The following is a 22,156-nucleotide window of genomic DNA, read 5'->3' as shown; positions in this document are numbered from 1 at the left end:
GGCCGCATCGTCCCTCACCTGCGTTGCACCGCTGACGACTGCTCGTCATTGGGTACGACCTGGGCGAATCCGTTCCGGGGCGGGGGTCTCACCCAGCCGTCCGAGTCCAGGGGCTCGACGGCTCTGGGGCCGGCGCGGTCCTCGCCGACGTCACCTGCTTCGTGCGGCTCGTCCTCCTCCCGGCGTCTGCCGCCACGGCCGCGCGAGAGCAGCAGCCCGTCCAGCAGCCCGATGCCGAGGAGCCCGGCCACCAAGACGCCTGCACCGCCGACGATCCCGGCGCGGAGCTGGTCCTTGGTGACCTTCTCCGCGGTCTCGTCGATGGTGAGCTTCTGGATGGAGAGGTATTCACGGCGCTTGATCCCCAGGTCGGACTGCAGGCCGACGAGCACCCCCGGCGCAGCCTCGAACAGGTCGTTCAGAGCACCGATCGTGTCCTCCTCGCTGGCGCCGGTCACATCGACCACGACGATCGGCCCGCTCACGGCCATGTCGGCGTACATCTCATAGCTCACGTCCGGATGGCTCTCCTCGAGCTCGGCCCGAGCCGTCTTCGAGGTCATCGCACGGATGAGGATGTCGCGGGCCGGGTTGAGCCCGCCCAGGGAGAGATATGGGTTGCCCTCGATCTTCTCCCCCGCTTTGGTGGTCCCGTCGGGCGGGAAGAGGAGCAGGGTCCCCTGGGCCGTGTAGGAGGGACCCACCCGCCCCATCATCACGACGACGGCGACGACGGTCAGCCCCAGGGTGACGATCACGAGATACCAGCGGCGCGCCAAGGCCCCCCACACCGCGCTGAGTTCCATGTGTTCCGGTCGCTTTCGCTAGACAGTGGCTGAAGGCATCCGCGTGCCCGGGCACAGCCATCGTCAGGTTCTCCGGCCTGCTGCGCGCCGCACCCACCACGTCATACCCAAGACGAGGTACCGACCGGGCCGATCGTGGTCGCCCGTCGGCGCTCGCGCACAGGGTGAGGGTTGTGACAGCCCTCGAACTCGTCGGCCTGCTGCTGCGCAGGTGGTACGTCGTGGTCGTCTGCGCGCTGCTGACGCTGGGCGGCGCCGTGGTGCTGCTCGACCGGCCGCCGGTCTACTTCACCCAGTTCGAGGTGGTGCTGCTCCCGCCGAAGGAGTCCGTGAACCCGAACACCCTCCGCGAGGACCCCTACGGCATGGTTCCGATGGCGGGCCTGCTGGTGGAGGAGTACAACCAGGGCCGCCACCCGCTCAACATGAGCACCACCGAGACGACCCTCTACGGCGAGGGCCTCGACCAGGGCGAGCGGGTCCGGATGCGCAACGTCGGCAACCAGTGGCTCCCCATCTACAACAACCCGGTGATCGACGTGCAGGTCGTGAACACCGACGCGGATCGGGTCGAGGAGGAGGCGGCCCGGATCGCCCGGGACCTCGACGGCATCCTCGACCGGCGACAGGACGAGCTGGGTGTCCGCAAGGCGTCGCGGATGTCCACCGAGATGGCGCCGGAGGACGTGGTCGTCCAGGAGATCAGCGGCAGCCGGTCGCGTACGGCGGCGGGACTCCTGCTGCTGGGCGGATCGCTCACCGTGGTCGCGGTCATCTGGATCGAGCGTCTCTCCCGCGCCCGCGCCGCGCGCCGGACGCACGCCCGCGAGCACATCGGTTCGACCGTCCGGCCCGACCGGGACCTCATCTCGCAGCGGTGACACCGGAGCGGCGCACCGCGTCGGAGGCGAGGGCGAGGTTGAGCAGGAACGCGACGGTGCCGGGCCCCGGTTCGTGCCTGCCCACCAGGACGTCGTCGAGCCAGCTCGGCTCGACGACCTCGGTCTCCGCGAGGCCGGAGACGGTCTCCGGGTGGGCCCGCCAGTAGGTCACCACGGCGTCGGCCAGGATCTCGCCGCCCACAGGTGGCCGACCGCGTCGCCGGACTCGCTGGCCGAGCTTGCGACCCGCCTTGGTCATCATCGTCGCGCCTCGGCGCCAGGAGCTGCGCCATCCGGGCGTGACGTAGGTCGCCGGCGAGGGGCGTCCCTCGAGCGGTAGCCGGGCCAGCTCGACATCGAGCTCGACCTGGAGCCGGGCAAGGAACCGGGAGCCCATCTTGTCCGCGGGCGCAAGCGCTCGAACGGTCGCGATCCAGCGATCGTCGAGCATCGGGTTGACGATCCGGCGGCGGGCGCTCACCGGCGACTCGGTCGCTCCTGCCCAGTGCTGCATCCGCTGGCCGAGGTAGAGGTCGTCGGTCGCCTCGAACCACGATTGCCCGCCATCGGCGAGGGCGGCCAGGACCTCGGCGTGGGCGATCTCGCGCGCCCGCTCCCGGAACGCGGGCCGGAGTGCCGAGGACTCGACGGCCTCGTTGACGAACATCCGCCAGTCGGCGAGGCGCCGCGCCCGTGCCGCTGTCACCGGGCCGTCACCGTCTCGGCCGAGATAGTAGAAGCCCCGGGCCACCTCGCCGCCGAGGCCGGAGATCCGCGGGCCCGGCATCGCCCGGGCCTCGGCGAAGTCCAGGGCCGCCCAGGCCAGCGGGTCCGCACCGAGCTCGATCGCACCGGCGGCCGCCGTACATCGTGCGTACGCCTCCTCGGGGTCGAGCGTGTCGAGGCCGTCCACGCTGATGATCTCGTGCCTCATCCCGTAGCGATCTGCCAAGCCTGCGGCGATCCGCACGTCAGGAGAGTCGGGCCGCCCGAGTGTCACCACCCTCAGCCCGCGGCGACGCCGCGGCTCGATCGCGGAGAGGAGCAGGCGCGAGTCCTGGCCGCCGGTGAGCTGGAGGATCGCGTCGGGGTGGTCGTCGAGGTAGGCGTCCAGGTAGCCGCGGAGCATGCTGCTCATCGAGGCGATCCCCTCGGTGAGGCCGATGCGCTCCTCGTCCGGCTCGTCGGTGAAGGCGTCCAGGCGGAGCAGGCCGTCGCGGAGCTCGACCGACCGGCCGGCGGGCACTTTCCTCACCGACTCGAACAGGCTGCGCCCCCGCAGCTGCCAACCGAGCAGGCTCTGGACGGCGAGACCCCCCTCGTCCAGCGACGTCGGTGCCAGTCCCGCCAGCACGCGCGCCGACGTCGAGACCGCCGCCCAGTCGTCGCCGACGCGGTAGTAGAGATGGCGGAATCCGAGCGCGTCGGTCGTGGCGGTGACGGCGTTCCCCGCCTGCTGCACGGCGCCGAACGTCGGCAGCATCTCCGCGAGCGCCTTCCGGTCTCCGACGGCGAGCATCCGGGCCACGTCCTCCGGGTCGACGCCCAGGTTCCGTCGCCTCAGCTCGCGGGTGAGGACCAGCGTCCGGCCGTCGGCCAGCGGTTCGTCCGCTCCCCATGCCGCGGTCTGGAGCCCGAACCGGGTCCCGCCGCAGGCCGCCTCGGGTGCGACGGTCGTGACCGATGCCGCCAAGGCCGGCGCACTCCGGCCGACGGCTGCGGAGACTGCCGCGAAACCCGGCGGTGAGGACGTCATGCGAGAACCCTAGGAAGGGCTGCTGGTGGCGCCGGCGCCACCAGCCACGCGTACCCAATCCACGGGAGCACCGCCCCTGGCCGTGTTCTCGATGATCAGGCGTACGCCCTCGCGTGTGCGTGCCCAGTTGTCGGTGCGTACGCTCCCGGCGGCGGCCGCCGCCCGGGCCGGGATGTCGGTCGCCCCGACCGCATCGAACAGGGCATCGGCGATGCCTCCCGGGGTCGGGGCTGCCCAGCCGACATGTGGGTTGTCCAGGTCCGCGCGGGCATCGGGCGAGGAGTTGACCACCGGCACGCAGCCCGCCGCGAGCATCTCCTCGGCGACCAGCGAGATGTTGGTGAACGACATCGCCAGGCCGGCGACACATCGGTTGTAGAGCGCGTTCAGCTCCTCGGGAGTGAGCCGGCCGTGGTGGACCACCGGGATGCTGAGGTCGGGCACGGGCGAACCGTAGACGTGGATGGGCTGGTCCGGGTGCTGCCGGTGGAACTCCGCGAGCGCGAGGGTACCGAGCAGATAGCCGCGCCGCGCCAGGCCCGGCTTGGCGTAGAAGACGACGCCGGAGCGCTGGCCCTGGTTGTGCAGCGAGTAGACGGCGGTGTCGCAGGAGAACGGCACCAGCTCCGAGGAGACGCCCAGGTCGTCGCGCAGTCGGCGGTGCACCATCTCCCCCAACGCGATGTTGGTGAACCCGAACCGGTAGGTGTCGGCGGCCAGCTCGTACTCGGAGCCGTGCGGCGAGAAGAGCGGCTCGTAGTCCTGGATGAAGTAGAGCCGGTGCAGCGGCCGCGTCGGCCGGACTGCGAGCACGTGGGCCGACTCCCATCCGGTCGCCACGCAGGCGTCCAGCCCGTCGAACCCCTCGTCGACCGAACGGACCTCGGCCCGGACTCCCGGCCAGCAGTCGCGGATCACCTCGGCCTGCGCGGCCGCCGAGCCGTGGTGCCGGTCGTAGAGCAGCACGACACAACGGTGGCCGGCCTGTTCCAGCGCCTCCACCATCCGGAACATCGTGGTGTGACCGCCTGAGCCGGCTGCCGGCGGCGTGGTGAGCCAGCCGACCACGAGCGGGCGTCCGCCCGGCACCGGCGGCACCGGACCGAGCCTCAGACGCGTGGAGTCGGCGATGTCCTCGGGCAGCAGACCGAAGTCGAGGGTGTGTGCGTCGAGCTGCCGATAGGCACGCCGTACGGCGCGGCGGACCACACCGCGCGGCCCTTCGCGCCGGAGCTTCCCGGCGATGCCGCCGAGCACGCCGCCGCTCACTGTCGCACCGCTCTACCGAGGGCATCCGCGACGATCTCCTGCTGCTCTGCGGTGATGCCCGGGAACATCGGCAGCGAGATGATCTCCTGAGCGAGCGCCTCCGCGACCGGGAACGAGCCGGCGCCCTGTCCCAGCCAGGAGAAGGCGGGCCACCGGTGCACCGGTGCCGGGTAGTGGATGCCGGCACCGACCCCGGCCTCCAGGAGCTCGCCCAGCACCCGGTCGCGGTCGGCGACCCGGGCGACGTAGAGGTGCCAGACGTGCTGGTTTCCTGGCAGGACCCGCGGCAGGACCACCTCCGGCACGTCGGCGAGCAGCATGGCGTACCGCTGCGCGGCCTCGTCCCGCTCGGCGTTCCAGCCCTTGAGGCGCTCGAGCTTGAGCGAGAGGACGGCCGCCTGGACCGAGTCCAGACGGGAGTTGGTGCCGACGTCGAGGTGCTCGTACTTCGCCACCCCGCCGTGGTTGCGCAGGGCACGGACCCGGTCGGCGATCTCCAACGACCCGGTGGTCACCGCTCCCGCGTCACCGTACGCGCCGAGGTTCTTGCCCGGGTAGAAGCTGGTCCCGGCGGCCTCACCGAAGGATCCTGCCGGGCGGCCGTTCCGGCTGGCTCCCTGGGACTGGGCCGCGTCCTCCAGGAGGAGTACGTCCTCACCCACCGCGTCGCGGAGCCGCTCGAAGGGCGCCACCTGCCCGTACAGATCCACGCCGATGACCGCTCGGGTGCGGCCGGTGACCCGACGGGCGACGTCGGCGGGGTCGATCAGGAAGTCCTCGTCGCAGTCGGCGAGCACCAGGTCGGCTCCGGCGATCGCGACCGCCTCGGCCGTGGCGACGAAGGTGTTGGCGGGGACGATCACCTCGTCCCCCGCCCCGATGCCGGCGCCGCGCAGAGCGAGCACCAGCGCGTCGGTGCCGTTGCCGACGCCGATGCAGTGCTCGACGCCGGCGAACTCGGCGTACTCCTCCTCGAAGCGCCGCACCTGCGGCCCGAGGACGAACGCGCCGCTCTCGCAGATCTCGGCGAAGGCGCCCACCGCCTCGTCGTTGATGGCCTCGTTCTGGGGCCGCAGGTCGACGAAGGGCACGCTCGGGCGTGGGTTCGCGGTCATGACGGGGTTCCTTCCGGGAGGGACGCCGGCTCGAGCCGGCGAAGCTGGGTGAATCGCGCGCGCCACCACCGCAGCAGCGGCAGTGCGTAGAGCAGGAGGACGGCGACGGCGACGCCGGCCAGCGTGAGGAGCCGGTTGCTCCCGAGGCCGGCGAGCCAGCCGCAGACGACCGCCGCCGGGACGGCCGCGAGGAGCGGGACCGCCGCCGGTCGGAGGAGCTCTCCGGGCCGGACCCCGACCGTGGCGAGCGCACGCAGGTAGAACGGCACCACCACGACCGCGACGACCACGACGTGGGTCCAGCCGGCGCCGGCCAGGCCCCAGCGGGTGACGCCGACGATCATCGCCGGGACCATCGCGACGACCCACGCGACCTGCACGACGAGGACGGCTCGGGTCTCGCCCGCGGCGACGAGGAAGGTGGCCACCAGGTCGAGCACGACCCGGACGCCTCCGAACACCGCGAGCCCGGCGAGCGCAGCGGCCGCAGGCTCCCAGCGCTCGCCGTAGACCAGGGTGACCAGCGGGACGGCCGCGGCGGCAAGGCCGAGCGAGGCCAGGGTTGCCACGGCGACCAGGGGCGCGATGCAGAGCACCAGGCCGCGGTTGCGGACCTGCACCGAGGATGCCTGGGAGAACGCGGGCAGCGCGACCACCCGGACCGCGGCTCCCAGCGCGCTCATCGGCCAGGAGGAGATGTTGAAGGCGAGCACGTAGAGCCCGAGCTGCTCGGGGCCGAGGGTGCGGGAGACGATCAGGTTGTCGATGCTCAGCAGCAGCCAGGAGAGCAGGTTCGCCGCGGCCAGCGGGAGACAGAACGCGAGCGAGTCCTTGGCCAGAACGGGGTCGAACCCCAGCCGTGGCACGGTGCGGGTGATGACGTACAGCCCCACCGCGATCACGCTCTGGCAGGCGATCTGGCCGCAGGCGAGCGCCTCGGCGCCCATGCCACCCATGATCAGCCCGAGCGCGACCACCACCGAGGCCACCAACCCGAGTCCGTTGATCCCGAACAGGGCACCTTGGCGGTAGGCCCTGGTCAGCCGCGCGGAGGGAACGATCGTGAAGCCGAAGACCGCGATGCTGACCGCCATCAGCCTGATCACGTCGGTCGACTCCGGGCTGTCGAAGGCGATCGCGATCGGCTCCGCAGCCAGGGCCATCGTCGCGCCGAGGGCGAGGCTCACCCCGAGCCCGATGCTCGCCACGGTCGGCGCCCGAGGCTCCATGTCGGGCGCACGGACCAGGTCGGCGCCGAGCCCGAGATCGGCCAGGGTGCTGAGGATCGTCCAGACCGTCAGCGCCACGGCGTACACCCCGAACTCGGCCGGTGCGACCAGCCGGGCGACCAGGATGCCGAACAGCACGCTGCCGACCCGCATGGCGATCGTCCCGCCCAGACCCCAGCCGAGGCCACGGCTCACTCGTGCGGCGACCGTCCCCTGAGGGGCCGTCGTGGTCATGTGCCGTACCTGCGCTCGAACCGCCACCGTAGGTGGTGTCGGACCTTGGCGGTCGCGCGGCTCCACGGCGCCGTCCGGGACGCCCGGCCCGCCATGGCCTCGTCCCAGGCGCGCCTCCATGCCCTGGTTCCCCGGACGGTGGGGTACGTCTCGGCGGCGAAGTCGAGGTAGTCGAGAAGCGTCCCCGAGTCGCCGTGCGCGGTCTCTCGACCACGGCGCAGGGCCTCCCGGGCCAGGGCCCGCATCGCGTACGGCCGCAGCCTCTGGACCTCGGCGACGTCCGGGGCGCGCTCGTCGAAGAGGACGTCGAAGGTGCGCCGACGCTCGCGCAGGTCGGTGAGCCAGCCGGCGTACTCGGTCAGGTGCATGTTGGCGTCGTGCACGCGGTAGGCCGCCTGGATCGGTCCGTCCACCCGGCCGACGTCCCAGCGAACGGCGGTGCGCAGCCACATGTCGAAGTCGCCCGAATGGGGCAGCCGAGGGTCGTAGCCGTCGGTCTGCTCGAGTGCCTCGCGGCGCATCACCGCCTCGGGGCTGACCAGGAAGCAGCGACCCTGCCGCGCCGCGGTGCCGAGCCAGTCCCTACCCGACCAGACCGACCAGCTGCGGGTCCTCCTCGGCCCGACCGGGAGGTCGTCGGTGAACGAGCGGGCGTACCCGTAGACCAGGCCGACCCCGGGATGGTGCTCCATCAGCGCGACCGCACGGGTGAGCGCGTCGGGCATCAGCACGTCGTCCGCGGAGACGAGCGTGACATAGTCCCCGCGCACCCGGGAGAGCCCGTCGTTGTAGGTCTGGATGTGCCCGGTGTTCCGCTCGTGGACGAGCACGTCGACGCGTGGATCCGCCGCGGCCAGCGAGCGTGCGACATCGGCGCTGCCGTCCGGGGATGCGTCGTCGACGATCAGCACGTCGACGTCGACGCCGTCCTGGGCGAGCGCACCCGCGACCGCCTGAGGCAGATAGCGCCCGTAGTTGTAGCAAGGGATCACGACACTGACCGACGGGCGCGTCCGCAGCGGTCGCGGACGGTCGAAGCGGCGCATCAGACCGGCACCCGGACCGGGCGTGCGGGAACCCCGGCCCACGTCTCGCCGGGGGGAAGGTCCGTGAGGAGCACGGCCCCCATGCCGAGAACGGCGTCGACGCCCACATCGACGCGCTGCCGCACCGAGGAGTTCATCCCGAGGTAGGCGGCCTCGCCGACGACGACCTCCCCGCCCAGGGCGACACCGGCGCACAGGGTGGCGAAGTCCCCGACCATGTCGTCGTGGGTGAGGACGGCATTGGGCATGACCACGACGTGCCGGCCGACCGACACCTGCGAGGTCAGCCGGGCACCGGCGAGCAGGATGCTGCCCGGTCCGACCTCGCACCCGTGGGCGACCGAGGCGTCGGGGTGGATGACGGTCGCGAACCGCTCCGGGGTCACCCCGTAGTCGAGCAGCCGCCCGACGAGCCGGCGGCGGATCCGGCCCGATCCGGCGCAGACGACCAGGTCGGTGCCGGAGTCGGAGACCAGCTCGACCGGGCCGATGACCTCGACCCCGCCGACGATGGTTCCCCATCGTTCGCGATCGTCGTCGACCGCGACGATCTGGTCGTAGCCCTCGCTGGCGGCCGCGACCTCCCCGGCCAACCCGCTCGCGGCGACGAGAACCAGCGTGGTCATCGGGCCACCTCCGTAGCGCAAGCGCCAGAATACGGACGCGGCCCGATGAAGGATCTGAAGTTCGCTCGCTGACGCTCGCTCATCGGCGTGCTCCCCCCTGTCGGAGTACGTCGATGACCCGCGCTTGCTCCGAGTCCGAAATCTGGTGGAAGAGCGGCAGGATGAGCGTGTTGTCGGTGAGGTGCTCGGTGGCCGGGAGGCTGACCGACGGCGAGGCGTACGCCGGCTGGCGGTGCGACGCCATGATCCCGCGCCGCGCCGAGATCCCGGCCTCGGCCAGGGCGCTCAGCAGCCCCTCGCGGTCCGCTCCGTACGCAGGCGAGACCTCGATCCAGAACGACTGGAAGTTGCTGGTCCCCCACGCCGGGTCCGCGACCGCGCGCAGCCCGTCGATCTCGGCGACCGCCTTCGCGTAGACCGCGGCCAGCTCACGCCGCCGGGTGACCACCTCGGGCAGCCGCGAGAGCTGCACCAGGCCGACCGCGGCCTGCAGGTCGGTCATCCGGAAGTTGAAGCCGACCTCGTCGTAGGACTCCGGCGGCGAGACCAGGCTGGCGTGCCGATCGGCAGCCGAGACGCTCATCGCGTGCTCGCGCAGCCTGCGCGCCCGCTCGGCCAGGTCGCTCCGCGAGGTGGTGAGCATCCCGCCCTCGCCGGTGGTGAGGATCTTGCGCGGGTGGAAGGACCAGGCGGCGATCTCGGCGCCGGCGCCGACGGGACGACCCCGGTAGGTCGACCCCGCGCCACAGGCGGCGTCCTCGATGACCATGATGTCGAGCGGGTCGCAGACCTCCCGGATCGCGTCCAGGTCGACCGGCACCCCGCCCTGGTCGACCACGATCACCGCGGTCGTCCGGGGCGTGAGGGCCTCCCGAACGGTCGCCGCGGTCAGGTTGCCGGTGACCGGCGAGACGTCCGCGAAGACCGGCCGGGCGCCGACGTAGACCGCCGCGTTGGCGGTCGCGATGAACGAGAAGGACGGGACGACGACGTCGTCCCCGGGGGTCACCCCGGCCACGACCAGCGCCAGGTGGAGCGCCGTCGTGCAGCTCGAGGTGGCGACCGCATGAGCTGCCTGCTGCGAGTCCGCGAAGCGGCGCTCGAACTCGGCCACGCGCGGCCCCTGGGCGACCCAGCCGGAGCGGAGCACCTCGGTGACCGCCGCGACCTCCTCCTCGCCCAGCCAGGGCTGCATGACGTTGATCCGGCTCACGACTTCCCCCCGGAGAGCAGGCGCCCGGCGGCGATCTCGGCGCGCAGCGGCGTCCACCACTCGACGAGCTGCCGCAGCCCCTCCTCGAGCCCGATCGTCGGCTCCCAGCCCAGGTCGTCGCGGGCCGCGGAGATGGAGGCGAGCCGGCGAGTGACCCCGTTGACCGCTCGCTCGGGACCGTGCTCGACGCCGAGGTCGGACCCCATGACGCGGACGAGCGCCTCGGCCAGCTCCAGCAGCGAGGTCTCGGTGCCGGAGGCGATGTTGTAGACGCCCTCGGTCACGTCGGAGGCGGCGGCCAGGATGTTGGCGCGGGCGATGTCGGGAACGCAGACGAAGTCCATCGTCTGGCGCCCGTCGCCGAAGATCAGCGGCGGCTTGCCGTCCGCGATCCGCTCCATCCAGCGCACCAGCACCTCGGTGTAGGCGCCGTGCACGTCCATCCGTGGCCCGTAGACGTTGAAGTAGCGCAGCCCGACGTAGTCGAGCCCGTGCATCGCCCGGAAGGACCGGACCAGCCCCTCGTTATAGGACTTCGCCGCCCCGTAGAGGGTGTCGTTGTTGTTGTGGTGGTGCCCCTCGGGCGTCGGGAACTCCTCGGCGAGCCCGAAGACCGAGGCCGAGGAGGCATAGACGAGCTTGGAGACGCCCGCGGAGACCGCGGCCTCGACCACGTTGAACGTGCCGTCGACCAGCACCTCGTTGGCCAGCCGCGGCTCCTCGGCGCACAGGGTGATCCGGATGGCGGCCTGGTGAAAGACGAGGTCCTTGCCCGCGGTGAGGTCGCCGACCAGGTCGCGGTCGCGGATGTCGCCCTCGACCAGGGTGACCCGGCCGGACGCGAGGGCGTCGTCGAGGTTGGCCTTGCGTCCCCGGATCAGGCTGTCGAGCACGTCGACGTGCGCGACCCCTTCGTCGAGGAGCTGGTCGACGATGGTGGAGGCGATCGTGCCCGCACCTCCGGTGACCAGGACGTTCGCGCCGTTGAGAGTTGTCATCGGATCAGCTCCAGGGTCGGGGTCTCGGCGGCCACCTCGACGAGGGCGCCACGGGCTCGGAGGCTGGTCTGGGCCGCCTCCAGGACAGAGAGGACACGGAGCCCGGCGGCCCCGTCGGTGCGCGGCGTACGGCCGTCCCGGATCGCCTCGGCGAACTCGCCGACCATCCGGGAGAGCGCCTCGTACTCGGGCAGCGCCGGCGCCCAGGTGTCACCCAGCCGGTAGGCGATGGTCGCGGTGGCGCGGTCGGCGATGTCCACGCTCTGCTGGACCAGATCGACGCCGCGGTCGAAGACGCTGAGCCGCTGTTGCGGGTTCAGGTCGTCCCAGACCAACGTACGCCGGCTCCCGCCGATCACCATCTGCCTGATCTTGGTGGGGCTGAGCCAGTTGACGTGGACGTGGGCCATCACCCCGCCCTCCAGCGGCAGCGTCAGGTAGCCGACGCACGCCTTGCCGGCCTTGAGCGGGTCTGCGCCGTGCGCGGCGACCCCGGTGGGGCGCAGTCCGCCGGGAAGGACGAAGTCGAGGATGGAGAGGTCGTGCGGGGCCAGGTCCCAGAAGACGTCGACGTCGGGCTGCACCAGCCCGAGGTTGATCCGCACCGAGTCGACGAACAGGATCTCGCCGAGCGACCCGTCCTCGACCAGCTCGCGGATCTTCTGCACGACCGGCGTGTAGCAGTAGGTGTGGTCGGCCATCAGCACGAGATCGTTGGCACGGGCGGCCTCGACCATGCTCCGCCCGGACTCCACGTCGTCGGCCAGCGGCTTCTCGACGAGCACGTGCTTCCCGGCCCGCAGCGCCCTCTCGACGAGGTGTCGATGCGTGCCCGCCGGCGTCGCGATCGCCACCGCGTCCACGTCCTCGCGCGCGAGCACCTCGTCGAGGTCGGTCGTGGCCAGCACGTCCGTGCCGCCCCCGATCACCTCCTGGGCCCGCGCGATGTCCAGGTCGACGACCGCCACCAACGCCCAGTCCGGTGCGTTCCGGAAGTTTCGGACCAGGTTGGGCCCCCAGTACCCGGCCCCGACCACTGCCACACCGAGCGGTTCCCCATCAGTCATGTGGACCATGGAATCCGCGAGGGGCGAGGCTCCGAAGAGCCTCGCCCCACCTATCCCCCCAATTAGGGACCGCCTCCCCGGCTCATGGTGACGCCGGGCGGAACCTCACGTCCACGAAGTAGTTCGTGGAGTTCCAGGATCGGTTCGGGAGCCCCCCTCCGGTCCCGTACCGATACCTGCCGTTGGCTCCGCCCGGTGCCGTCAGGGGGCCGACCGTGCGCGACTGCGTGAGGGCGGCGGGCGTCGAGGAGTAGCGCCCGTTGGGGGCGTAGTAGGACACGACGTATGTCGCTCCCGGCGTGAGCGCGACCGGGGTCGGCAACGTGGCGTTCTGCCAGCCGGTCGCGGTCTCTCCGGTGAAGGTCACCTGGGCGATCCTGGTGCCGGCAGAGTTCCACAGCGAGCCGGTGTGGGTCCCGGTGTTGCCGGTGCCCTTGTAGAACCGGATCGCCGTCACCGAGCCGGCCACGGACGTCGTGAAGGCGGTGCCGACCTCGATCGGCATCAGGTCGGCCGTCGACGCGGTCTGCGGTGTGACCCCGGTGAACAGCGAGACCTCGGTCGGGACGGCGGCGGCGGTCGTGAACGACCACGTCTGCGTCGGCAGGCTCACCCCGTCGGTCGAGACCACGCCCGAGGCGCTCACCGACACCGTCGCCCCGGCCGGCAGCGCGGCCGACGGCGTGAACTGCAGCGTACGTCCGTCTGTGCTCCGTGCCGCCGAGCCGGCCACCGCAGACCCGTTGGCGGTGGCCGACATGCTCCAGCCGTTCGCCACCGGCGCCGAGAACGTGATCGAGGGATCGACCCCGGTGTCCACGCCCGTCGCGCCCGAGCTCGGATCGCGCCCGGTGACGCTCATCGTCGCTGCGGACCGTTCGAAGACGACGTCGACGAAGTAGTTCGTCGCGCCCCAACTGAAGGTGGGGAAGCCACCTGCGGCTCCGTAGAGATAGCGGCCGTTGTTGGTCGCCGGCGCGGTCAGGTCACCCGAGGTCCAGGCGGTGTTGAAGAACCCGCCGGTGGCCGAGTAGTGGCCCTGCGGAGCGAGATAGGAGACGACGTACGTCGCCCCCGCCGTCACCGGGACCGGCTGGGAGAGCGTCGCCTCCTGCCAGCCCGAGGCGGTCTCGCCGACGAAGGTGACCGAGGCCAGCCGGGTGCCGGACTCGGACCACAGCGACCCGACATGGGTGCCGTTGTTGCCCGTCCCCTTGTAGAACCGGATCCCGGTCACCTGGCCGTCACGTGCGGAGGTGAAGGCGGTGCCCACCTCCACCGGGGACGCATCGCTCACCGCCAGCTGCTGCGGCACCTGGGCACCGAAGAGCGACTGGCTGGTCGCCGACTCGGCTCGGGTGCGGAACGTCCAGCTCTGCGGAGCCAGCGTGGCCCCCTCGACAGAGGTCACCCCGGTCAGGCTGACCGAGACGTCCGCATTGGACGGGAGCGCATCGGTGGGATCGAAGGTGATCTCGTTGCCGGCCTGGTTCAGCGACGACGTCCCCGCGATCGGCCCGCCCGGGCCCGAGACGCTCATCTGGTAGCCGGAGGTGATCGCGCTCGAGAAACCGACGGTGATGTTGGTGCCGCGCGGCACCGAGACCGCACCCGGAGCCGGGCTCTGTGCCGTCACGGTCAGCGTCGGCGCACCCTTCTGGAAGACCAGGTCCACCATGTAGCTGGAGGCCGAGGAGTTGCCCGGGAATCCTTCGCCATAGGTATAGGCGCCGGCCGTTGAGCTGACTGTGATCGGCCCCTTGGAGAGGTCCGAGGCGGCGAACGCGTTCGGCGTCGCCGAGTAGGACCCGTTGGTGTGGTACGAGGCGACGTAGTCCACCCCCGCCTGGACCGCGACCGGCTGGGTGAAGGTGAGCGTCTGCCAGCCGGTGGTGCTCTCCTCGGTGAAGGTGCCCTGGGCCAACGCCTGGCCGCTGCTCGACCACAGTGTGCCCGTGTGCGACCCGGTGTTGTTCACCCCCTTGTAGAACCGGACACCGGTGACGGTTCCGGTGACGTTCGGGCGGAACCGCACACCCAGGGTGAGCGAGGCGCGCTCGGAGTCCTCCAGGATCGTCGGCACGTCCTCGTCGTTGTAGATCGAGCACGGGCACACTCCTGGTGTCGCCGGCGGTTTCGCGGTCGTGAACGACCAGGTCTTGCCACCGGTGAGCGCCGTCCCCTGGGTGTCCGTGGCCGAGAGCGTGACCGTGTGCTTCACGAACCCGGCCAGCGGGTTCGCCGGCGTGAACGTGACGGTCCTGGTGGTGGCGTCGTAGCCGGTCGACCCGGCGACGGTCGCGCCCAGGGCGTCCTTGACCTGGACCCCGACCGAAGAGGCGACCACCGGCTTGGAGAAGCGCGCGCTGATGGTGGTCGAGCGCGGCACCGAGGACGAGTCGGCCAGCGGCCACGGGCTGATCGCGGACAGCGGTGAGTCATCGGTGGTCGTGAAGACCACGTCGACGTAGTAGTTGGAGTTCTGGTGCGAGTTGGCCGGGAAGGTGCCGGGGTTGGCATAGACCCCCGCAGGCTCGGCCCCGTAGCCACCGGCGACGTCCAAGGGGTACGCCTCCAGCCCCTGGGCACCGAACGCCCACGGCTGCACCGCGTAATGGCCGTTGGGGGCGGTGTAGGAGACGATGTACGTGGTGCCCGCGCTCAACGCCACCGGGCTGCTGAACAGCGCCTGCTGCCAGCCGCCCGAGGTCTCGCCGGTGAAGGTGACCTGAGCCAGCCGCTCGCCGCTGGTGCTCCACAGCGAGCCGGTGTGGGTGCCGGTGTTGCCCGACCCCTTGAAGAAGCGGACCCCTGCTGCGTACCCGTCGGTGAGCGGGGTGAAGCGCAGGCCGAGCTCGGCGGCGCTGGGGTCGTCGGCCGACGGGGTCGCCGGGCCGGTGACCGCGGTCCAGGTGGTCGGGATCGTGCTCTGGCCGAAGATGCTGCAGCCGCACGGGACGTTGAAGGAACGGGTCGCCACCGCGCCGATGTTGGCGCTGTCGTCGACGGCTCGGACCCGGATCGGCGTCGAGCCGACGCCGTGCTGGATGTATTCGACGGTCCAGCTCGAGGTGCCCTTGCCCGGGTGCCAGCTGATGCCGCCGTCGGTGGAGTACTCCACGCCGGCGACGATGCCGCCGCCGGCGTCGGTGGCTGTGCCGGACAGGGTCACCTTGGTGCCGTTGGGCTGGGTCGACCCCGCCGCGGGACTGCTGATCGTGACCGACGGCCCGGCGGTGTCGGCCGAGGCCGTGACGGCCTGCATTCCCGCCATCAACGTCGTCGGCTGAGCGCCCATGTCGGCGAGCAGGTTGATCTGCGCCTGCTGCATCGCCGGACTGATCGCGTCGTTGTTGTAGGGGCTGTCGTGGTTCGTATCCAGTCCCCAGGTCCACTGCACCGTGCCGGCACCGAAGACCAGCGCCCCGCTCGCGGCCCGGTAGAGCGTGACCGAGTGGGTGGTGGTGCCGTCCCCGACACTGCTGCCGTAGTCGTGCATGTACTGCCCGCTGATGAACCCGGTCGTCTCCGAGCCCCGGATCAGGCCAGGTGGTCGGAACCCGTTGTCCTGGTCCTCGTCAGACTCGTACCCCACCGTGTGCGGCGCCAGCGCGGTGGTTGCCCCGGTCATCTGGTTCAGCCCGGTGCCGCGCCACATCCGTTGCTTGCCCTGCTCCTTGGTGACGGTCAGCGGCAGATCGGTGTTGTTGGACATGAAGATGGTGCCGGTCAGGGCGTTCTCCGGGAGCCCTCCGCCCTGGCTCTTCGGCGCGTAGCGCGGGTCGCGCCAGGTCGAGGTGGACTCGTTGGCGGGGTCCGAGGCGCCCCACGCCTCCTTGTAGGTCACCAGGGTGCGGTAGGCCCTGCTGCTGGTCGCACCCTGCTGCGAGGACTCATAGCGGGTACGCCAGTAGACCTCGTTGCCGCTGAGGAACTGCAGATTCACGCCTGCGTCGCGGGCCGCCTCGACATTGGCCCGTTGGGCGCCGCTCCAGTACTCGTCGTGGCCGACGGAGAGGAAGGTCTTGTGGTTGGTGAGCAGGTTGCCGCGACGGTCGGTGTCGATGCCGGAGATGTAGCTGACGTCGTACCCGTTGCGCTCCAGGAACCTCACCAGCGGGTACTCGTTCGCGAAGAAGAAGTCCCGGGCCGGGCTGTGCCGGGTCACGAACGGCCGGTTGTAGCTGAGCTTGTACGCCCGCCCGTTCGCGCCACCCTGGTAGAAGCTCGACCCGCCGTAGAGGTTGTACGCCTGCCAGGTGGTGTCCGAGGTCTGGAAGACCACGTCGGAGCGGCTGGAGTCGTCGCGGACGATGAAGGTGATGTGGCTGGCCTCGTTCCTGTCGGCGCGGTGGAGCAACGCGACATAGACACCGGAGACCGCGGTCGACGGCACCTGCCAGGTCGCCGAGACCGCCCAGTTGCCGCAGTCGGTCATCTCGGTCGCAGTCTCACGCGTGCAGTTGGGCTGGTTCTGCGGCAGGTTCGCCGACGGCGTGACCGATGCGATCCGCCGGGCTCCGTCACCTCCGTACCACCCGGTGCGATAGATCGTGATGGTGTACGCCGAGGCGTCGGTGTCGACCTTGAAGTCGATCGAGCTGCCGACATTGACACTGATGTCGGTGGCGAACCCCTGGATCGAGTCATCCCCCGCCCCGTCGATGTCCCACTCGCTCTGCGGCGAGCCCGGTTTGGAGTTCTCGCAGGCGATCTTGTTGCCACCGGCACCACAGGGGTCGCCGGCGGCTTGGGCAGTCGTCACGGTGGTGGCCGTGAGGCCGGTGAGGATCAGGACGGCTCCGAGAAACACGGCCAAGAGCCTGCGGCCCCCGGATCTGGGATGCAGCATGTGCTTCGTGCTCCTTCAGGGATTCAGGCTCGCGAGCTCTCGTCACGCAGCCAGGTCGTGTAGTCGCCGGCACGGACGGCTCTGCGGGAGAGCCAGCGCGCGATGACGGTGATCGTCAGGAAGACCGGGACCCGGAGACCGATCGACGGCTGACGCAGCCCGAGCTTGATGAGGTCCGAGACGGATGTCGATGCCTGGCGGGCCGCGTGCTGGTCCGCCTGGTTGTTGCCGGTCGCCACCCGGGTCCGGCGCCGGACCAGGTCGGCGACCGTACGCGGCGGCTGCACCACCACCACGGCGTTCGTGACGATCCGGCGCTCCTGCGGCGCGAACGCCTCGGAGACCACCAGGTCGTCGTTCATGAGCCGCACCTGGGCGTCCACCCGGTCCTGGCCCTGTGCCGAGAGACAGAACGCGCCGCGACCGAACAGGCCGTTGCGTACGTTCGGGAGGCTCTCCCACACCCGGTAGTAGGCCCGCACCGGCCACGACGAGGCGCCAGCGGGAACCTCACGGGACGGCCCGGCGGCGTGCACCCCCGGCTCCGCCGCAGCGGCGACCAGGCGGAGCGCGTCGGGACCGGGAAGGCGTACGTCCGCATCGAGATGGATCCGAGGGAACACCGAGGTGGCCGCGTTACCCAGCTCGACAGCGAGCGCTTTCGAGGCGGACGCGGTCTCGAGGACACGTACGCCCGGGACCGACCGCGCCACCGTGACGGTGTCGTCGGTGCAGCCGTTGCAGACCACCACCACGTCGAAGGTGCCTGTCGGGACACCGTCGAGCAGCGCGGCCAGGTTTCCACGCAGTCCAGCAGACTCGTCGTGCGCAGGCACGACGACGCTCGCTGCTGTCGGGGAACGCTCCATGTCCCGGAGCATCGCCGCCCTCGAGCAGCCCCCGATCGCGCGGGCTCACTCATCACCCAATATCGGTGACGGCGTCTCCGCGGGCCGCCTGGGAACGACGAAGTTGATCATGTTGCCGTTGTCGTAGTCCCGGGCGATCACCCGGCCGGGGTTTCCTCCGACGAGGCTGCGAGGCGGCACGTCCTTGGACAGCACCGTGCCGGCGGAGATGGTGCAGCCGTCCCCGACCGTGATCGCACCGGAGATCACCGCACCCGGGCCGATCCAGACGTCGTCCCCGATGGCCGGCACGCCGTGGTCACCGGCAGCGATCCGCTGTCCGATGGTGACGTTGTGATGGAGCACGCAGTTGCTGCCGATCACGGCCGGCCCGATCATGATCCCGGAGCGGTGCATGACCAGCAGCCCGGGGCCGATGTCGGCCCGGCGGCCGATCTCGGCGTGATGGATCCGCATGTTGTGCCGGTTCCAGAACCAGAAGACGCCCAGGCCGAGCACCCCCAGCAGCGGGCGCCGCTCCCGGAGCCGGCCGACCCGACGGCCGAAGCGGTAGCAGGCCACGCAGTGGAGCTCGTAGTCGGTCAGCCAGAACCGGACCTTGGCGAGCAGGGACGGGTGCCCGCTGCCGAGGTTGATCGTGTACATCTTGGCCAGGTCGACGGCGAAGTCGCCGTGTTCGCGACCGACCGGACCAGGCCTAACCAGCAAGGCGGTCTGCCGACGTCTTCTCGGCCACGTAGGCGACCAGGTTGGCGACACCGTCGAGGTTCGCCGGCACGGTCTCCGCCTCGGTGACCGTGATCTGGAACTCCTCCTCGAGGAACTCGATGAGCTCCAGGATCCCGGTCGAGTCGATCACCCCGGACTCCACCAGCGAGTCCGTCGGTGCCGGCAGCCGCTCCTCGTCGCCCAGCAGGAGGCTCTCGAGGATGAACGCCTCGATCGTTCGCTGTAGGTCTGCCATCTTCTGCACTCTCCCTGGTCACCTGTGTGGTGCCGGCCCCACGTGGGTCGGCCATGTCCTTGCACACGCCCACTGTTCTGACCGCGTCGGCGGAGCACGTTCACCCGCACGAAACATGCCGACATTGGGTGATAAACGCATCGGTAGGACCCCGCTCTCCCGTCGGCGCCGACAAGCCTTGGCGCTCAGACGCGCAGACATCTACCGAGGAGAGCCATGTGCGGAATCTGCGGAGTCCACTCCGCCGCCGAGGCGCCTGACCCCGACCTCGTTCGCCGGATGCTGGCTGCCCTGGCGCACCGCGGACCCGACGGCAGCGGCTACTACCGCGACGAGCGGGTCGCGCTGGGTCACACCCGGCTGGCGATCGTGGACACGATCGGCGGCGTACAGCCGATGTGCGGCGAGGACGAGCGGGTCTGGGTCACCTTCAACGGCGAGATCTTCAACCACGTCGAGCTCGCCGCCGAACTCCGTGCCCGCGGTCACCGCTTCCGCACCCGGAGCGACACCGAGGTGATCGTGCACGCCTGGGAGGAATGGGGTCCGGGCTGCTTCGACCGGTTCAACGGTCAGTGGGCGCTGGCGATCTGGGACCGGCGGACGGGTGAGCTGGTGCTCGCCCGGGACCGGTTCGGCGTGCGTCCCCTCTACTACACGCGGACCGGCGGGAAGCTGTTGTTCGCCTCCGAGGTGAAGGCGCTGTTCGCCGACCCGGACGTGCCGCGCGAGCTCGACCCGGCCGCGATCGACCAGGTGCTGACGCTGTGGTCCACGGTCGCACCCCAGACCGTCTTCCGCGGGATCGAGCAGGTCCCGCCCGGCAGCTACCTGACCTTCCGGGACGGGCACGAACCGGTGGCCACCCGCTTCTGGGCGCCCACCTTCGCCGCCCGGGGCAGCGAGCCGCGCACCGATCTGGCCGCCAACGCCGAGGCGCTGCGGGAGCGGCTGGTGGCCGCCACCCGGCTGCGGTTCGAGCGCAGCGACGTGCCGGTGGCCGCGTACCTCTCCGGGGGGATCGACTCCGCGGTGACCGCCGGTGCGATCGCGGGGTTCACGGACGTACCGCTGCACACGTTCTCGCTGCGCTTCGCCGACGACGAGTTCGACGAGGGCAGCTACCAGACCCTCATGGCCAAGCAGCTGGGCACGGTGCACGAGGACGTCGTGGTACGCGAGCGCGACATCGCCGATGTCTTCCCCGACGTCGTACGCCACGCCGAGAGTCCGCTGCTGCGTACCGGCCCCGCGCCGATGTTCCTGCTCTCCCGCCTCGTGCGCGAGTCGGGCTTCAAGGTGGTGGTGACCGGCGAGGGCAGTGACGAGGTGCTCGGCGGGTACGACATCTTCCGCGAGGGGCGGATCCGGGAGCTGTGGACTCGCGACCCGGCCGCCGCAGAGGCAGCCGTGGAGCAACTGTACCCGTGGATGAAGCGTTCTCCGCACCAGGCCCCCGCCTTCGCCAAGAGCTTCTTCGGCCGCAACATCGTCGCCGGCGACCCGGCGATCTCGCATCGGCCCCGCTGGGATGCGACGGCCGTGCTGCGCTCGATGCTGACCGCCGAGGTCCGCGAGGCCTGCGACCGGAGCCCGGCCGACGACGTCGTCGCCGCGATGCCGCCCGAGCAGGCCGGCTGGGACCCGCTGTCGAGGGCACAGTGGCTGGAGATGACGACCCTGCTGCCGGGCTACATCCTGGCCTCCCAGGGCGACCGGATGCTGATGGGCAACTCGGTCGAGGGCCGGTTCCCGTTCCTCGACCCGCACGTCGCCGAGCTCGCCTCCCAGGTCCCGGCCGACCACAAGATCCATGGGATGGACGAGAAGCACCTGCTCAAGGTCGCCTTCGCCGACCTGGTGCCCGAGGAGATCCTGCGGCGCCCCAAGCAGCCCTATCGGGCGCCCGACGCCGCGGCCTTCTTCGCCGGCGGCACCCCGGACTGGGTCTTCGACGTCACCTCCGGCTCCGCGCTGGAGGCCGCCGGGATCTTCCGGCCGGAGCTCGTCCAGCGGCTGCTGGAGAAGGCCCGGCGGACGGGCGGGCGCCGTCTCGGCAACACCGACAACATGCGGCTGGTCGCCGTCCTGTCCACCCAGCTGCTGCACAGCGAGCTGCTCACGGGGCCGGTCGCCGGGCCGACCACGCCACCCGAGCCACTGACCGTCTTCGACCGCACTCTCGAGCCCATCGGAAGGAACCCGGCCCAGCCATGAACAAGACAGCCACGACCAGCCAGAACGCAGCGTACGGACTGGAGACGCTCCGCTTCGACGAGGAGGCGGAGGCGACCCGGATCGGCGAGTCGATCCGCCGCTACCTGGTGGCCAACAAGCGCAAGGGCATCGTGCTCGGCGTCTCCGGCGGGATCGACTCCAGCGTGGTCGCCGCGCTGGCGGTCAAGGCGCTCGGCCCGGAGCGGGTCTTCGCGCTGCACATGCCCGAGCAGGAGTCCTCCGACGACACGATCGGGTTCAGCACGAAGCTGACCGATGCCCTGGGGATCGACTCGGTGCTCGAGGACATCTCCCCGGTCCTGGTCGGCCTCGGCGCCTACCAGCGGCGGGACGACGCGATCCGGCGGGTCGTGCCGGCGTACGGGCCGGGGTGGAAGTCGAAGATCGTGCTGCCCAGCGTGGTCGACTCCGACGCGTTCCGGCTCTTCTCGGTCGTCGTCGAGGACCCGTCCGGCGCGCAGAGCACCCACCGGCTGACGACCGACGCCTACCTGGAGATCGTCGCGGCCACCAACTTCAAGCAGCGTGCCCGCAAGGCGCTGGAGTACTTCCACGCCGACCGGCTCAACTACGCCGTCGCCGGCACCCCGAACCGGCTCGAGTACGACCAGGGTTTCTTCGTGAAGCTCGGCGACGGCGCCGCCGACGTGAAGCCGATCGCGCATCTCTACAAGTCGCAGGTCTACGCGATGGCCGCCCACCTCGGCGTGCCCGAAGAGATCCAGGCCCGCCCCTCGACCACCGACACCTACTCCCTGGAGCAGTCGCAGGAGGAGTTCTACTTCTCGCTGCCCTACCAGCGGATGGACCTGTGTCTCTACGGGCTCAACCACGACGTGCCGACCGTCGAGGTCGCCGAGGCCACCGGCCTCACCGTCGAGCAGGTCGAGCGCGTCTACCGCGACATCGAGCAGAAGCGGCGTACCACCGCCTACTTCCACGCCGCCCCCGTGCTCGTCGACGACGTCCCGTTGAATATCAAGGATTCTTGAT

Annotated in this window: 17 protein-coding genes; 3 read left to right on the top strand and 14 right to left on the bottom strand. The window is 70.8% G+C overall.

The window, feature by feature from the left end; all coding sequences use genetic code 11:
- Window positions 1-14: 14 nt before the first annotated feature.
- The gene (locus ACFU7D_RS01275) at window positions 15-806 is read right to left on the bottom strand and encodes a hypothetical protein (protein ID WP_378862241.1); all 792 of its coding nucleotides are present in this window, start codon (window positions 804-806) and stop codon (window positions 15-17) included.
- 173 nt (window positions 807-979) lie between these two features.
- Here ACFU7D_RS01275 and ACFU7D_RS01270 point away from each other — a divergent pair, with 173 nt between their 5' ends.
- Entirely contained in the window at window positions 980-1,687 is a 708-nt protein-coding gene (locus ACFU7D_RS01270) for a hypothetical protein (protein WP_378730899.1), read from the top strand.
- Here ACFU7D_RS01270 and ACFU7D_RS01265 read toward each other — a convergent pair.
- From ACFU7D_RS01265 to ACFU7D_RS01205, 13 genes are all read right to left on the bottom strand, one after another.
- Complete coding sequence (locus ACFU7D_RS01265; RefSeq protein WP_378862238.1) at window positions 1,671-3,443, bottom strand: hypothetical protein; 1,773 nt, start codon at window positions 3,441-3,443, stop codon at window positions 1,671-1,673. The two genes, ACFU7D_RS01270 and ACFU7D_RS01265, sit on opposite strands and share 17 nt — an antisense overlap.
- 9 nt (window positions 3,444-3,452) lie before the next feature.
- Window positions 3,453-4,712: a glycosyltransferase family 1 protein gene (locus ACFU7D_RS01260; RefSeq protein ID WP_378862235.1), complete on the bottom strand. Its 1,260-nt coding sequence runs from the start codon at window positions 4,710-4,712 to the stop codon at window positions 3,453-3,455.
- Entirely contained in the window at window positions 4,709-5,827 is a 1,119-nt protein-coding gene (locus ACFU7D_RS01255; RefSeq protein WP_378862233.1) for a DegT/DnrJ/EryC1/StrS family aminotransferase, read from the bottom strand. The genes ACFU7D_RS01260 and ACFU7D_RS01255 overlap by 4 nt, the downstream gene beginning before the upstream one ends.
- Window positions 5,824-7,290, bottom strand: a complete 1,467-nt coding sequence (locus tag ACFU7D_RS01250; protein ID WP_378862230.1) for an oligosaccharide flippase family protein — start codon at window positions 7,288-7,290, stop codon at window positions 5,824-5,826. The genes ACFU7D_RS01255 and ACFU7D_RS01250 overlap by 4 nt, the downstream gene beginning before the upstream one ends.
- A complete protein-coding gene (locus ACFU7D_RS01245; protein ID WP_378862227.1) occupies window positions 7,287-8,336 on the bottom strand; it encodes a glycosyltransferase family 2 protein in 1,050 nt (349 codons plus the stop codon). The genes ACFU7D_RS01250 and ACFU7D_RS01245 overlap by 4 nt, the downstream gene beginning before the upstream one ends.
- Entirely contained in the window at window positions 8,336-8,962 is a 627-nt protein-coding gene (locus tag ACFU7D_RS01240; protein ID WP_378862224.1) for a NeuD/PglB/VioB family sugar acetyltransferase, read from the bottom strand. The genes ACFU7D_RS01245 and ACFU7D_RS01240 overlap by 1 nt, the downstream gene beginning before the upstream one ends.
- A 79-nt stretch (window positions 8,963-9,041) precedes the next feature.
- Window positions 9,042-10,175: a DegT/DnrJ/EryC1/StrS family aminotransferase gene (locus ACFU7D_RS01235; RefSeq protein WP_378862221.1), complete on the bottom strand. Its 1,134-nt coding sequence runs from the start codon at window positions 10,173-10,175 to the stop codon at window positions 9,042-9,044.
- A complete protein-coding gene (locus ACFU7D_RS01230) occupies window positions 10,172-11,173 on the bottom strand; it encodes an NAD-dependent epimerase/dehydratase family protein (protein ID WP_378862218.1) in 1,002 nt (333 codons plus the stop codon). The genes ACFU7D_RS01235 and ACFU7D_RS01230 overlap by 4 nt, the downstream gene beginning before the upstream one ends.
- Window positions 11,170-12,240, bottom strand: coding sequence for a Gfo/Idh/MocA family protein (locus ACFU7D_RS01225; RefSeq protein WP_091050674.1), 1,071 nt, complete (start codon window positions 12,238-12,240; stop codon window positions 11,170-11,172). The genes ACFU7D_RS01230 and ACFU7D_RS01225 overlap by 4 nt, the downstream gene beginning before the upstream one ends.
- Before the next feature lie 82 nt (window positions 12,241-12,322).
- On the bottom strand, window positions 12,323-17,053 hold the full coding sequence (locus ACFU7D_RS01220) for a DUF4082 domain-containing protein (RefSeq protein WP_378862216.1): 4,731 nt from the start codon (window positions 17,051-17,053) through the stop codon (window positions 12,323-12,325).
- A 62-nt stretch (window positions 17,054-17,115) separates the two neighbouring features.
- The gene (locus tag ACFU7D_RS01215; protein ID WP_378862213.1) at window positions 17,116-17,961 is read right to left on the bottom strand and encodes a glycosyltransferase; all 846 of its coding nucleotides are present in this window, start codon (window positions 17,959-17,961) and stop codon (window positions 17,116-17,118) included.
- 45 nt (window positions 17,962-18,006) lie between these two features.
- Window positions 18,007-18,669, bottom strand: a complete 663-nt coding sequence (locus ACFU7D_RS01210) for a serine O-acetyltransferase (RefSeq protein WP_378862210.1) — start codon at window positions 18,667-18,669, stop codon at window positions 18,007-18,009.
- On the bottom strand, window positions 18,659-18,925 hold the full coding sequence (locus ACFU7D_RS01205) for an acyl carrier protein (RefSeq protein ID WP_378862207.1): 267 nt from the start codon (window positions 18,923-18,925) through the stop codon (window positions 18,659-18,661). The genes ACFU7D_RS01210 and ACFU7D_RS01205 overlap by 11 nt, the downstream gene beginning before the upstream one ends.
- 216 nt (window positions 18,926-19,141) lie before the next feature.
- On the opposite strand from ACFU7D_RS01205, the gene asnB reads away from it, so the two are divergent.
- Window positions 19,142-21,142 (top strand): asparagine synthase (glutamine-hydrolyzing), encoded by a 2,001-nt coding sequence (gene asnB / locus ACFU7D_RS01200; RefSeq protein ID WP_378862204.1) that lies wholly within the window; start codon window positions 19,142-19,144, stop codon window positions 21,140-21,142.
- The gene (nadE, locus tag ACFU7D_RS01195) at window positions 21,139-22,155 is read left to right on the top strand and encodes an NAD(+) synthase (RefSeq protein WP_378862202.1); all 1,017 of its coding nucleotides are present in this window, start codon (window positions 21,139-21,141) and stop codon (window positions 22,153-22,155) included. The genes asnB and nadE overlap by 4 nt, the downstream gene beginning before the upstream one ends.
- Window position 22,156: the final 1 nt, after the last annotated feature.

Source organism: Nocardioides sp. NPDC057577, assembly GCF_042801335.1.
Lineage (GTDB): Bacteria > Actinomycetota > Actinomycetes > Propionibacteriales > Nocardioidaceae > Nocardioides.
The sequence above is the reverse complement of the archived record's forward strand: the minus strand, read 5'-3'. Positions and strand labels throughout refer to the sequence as shown.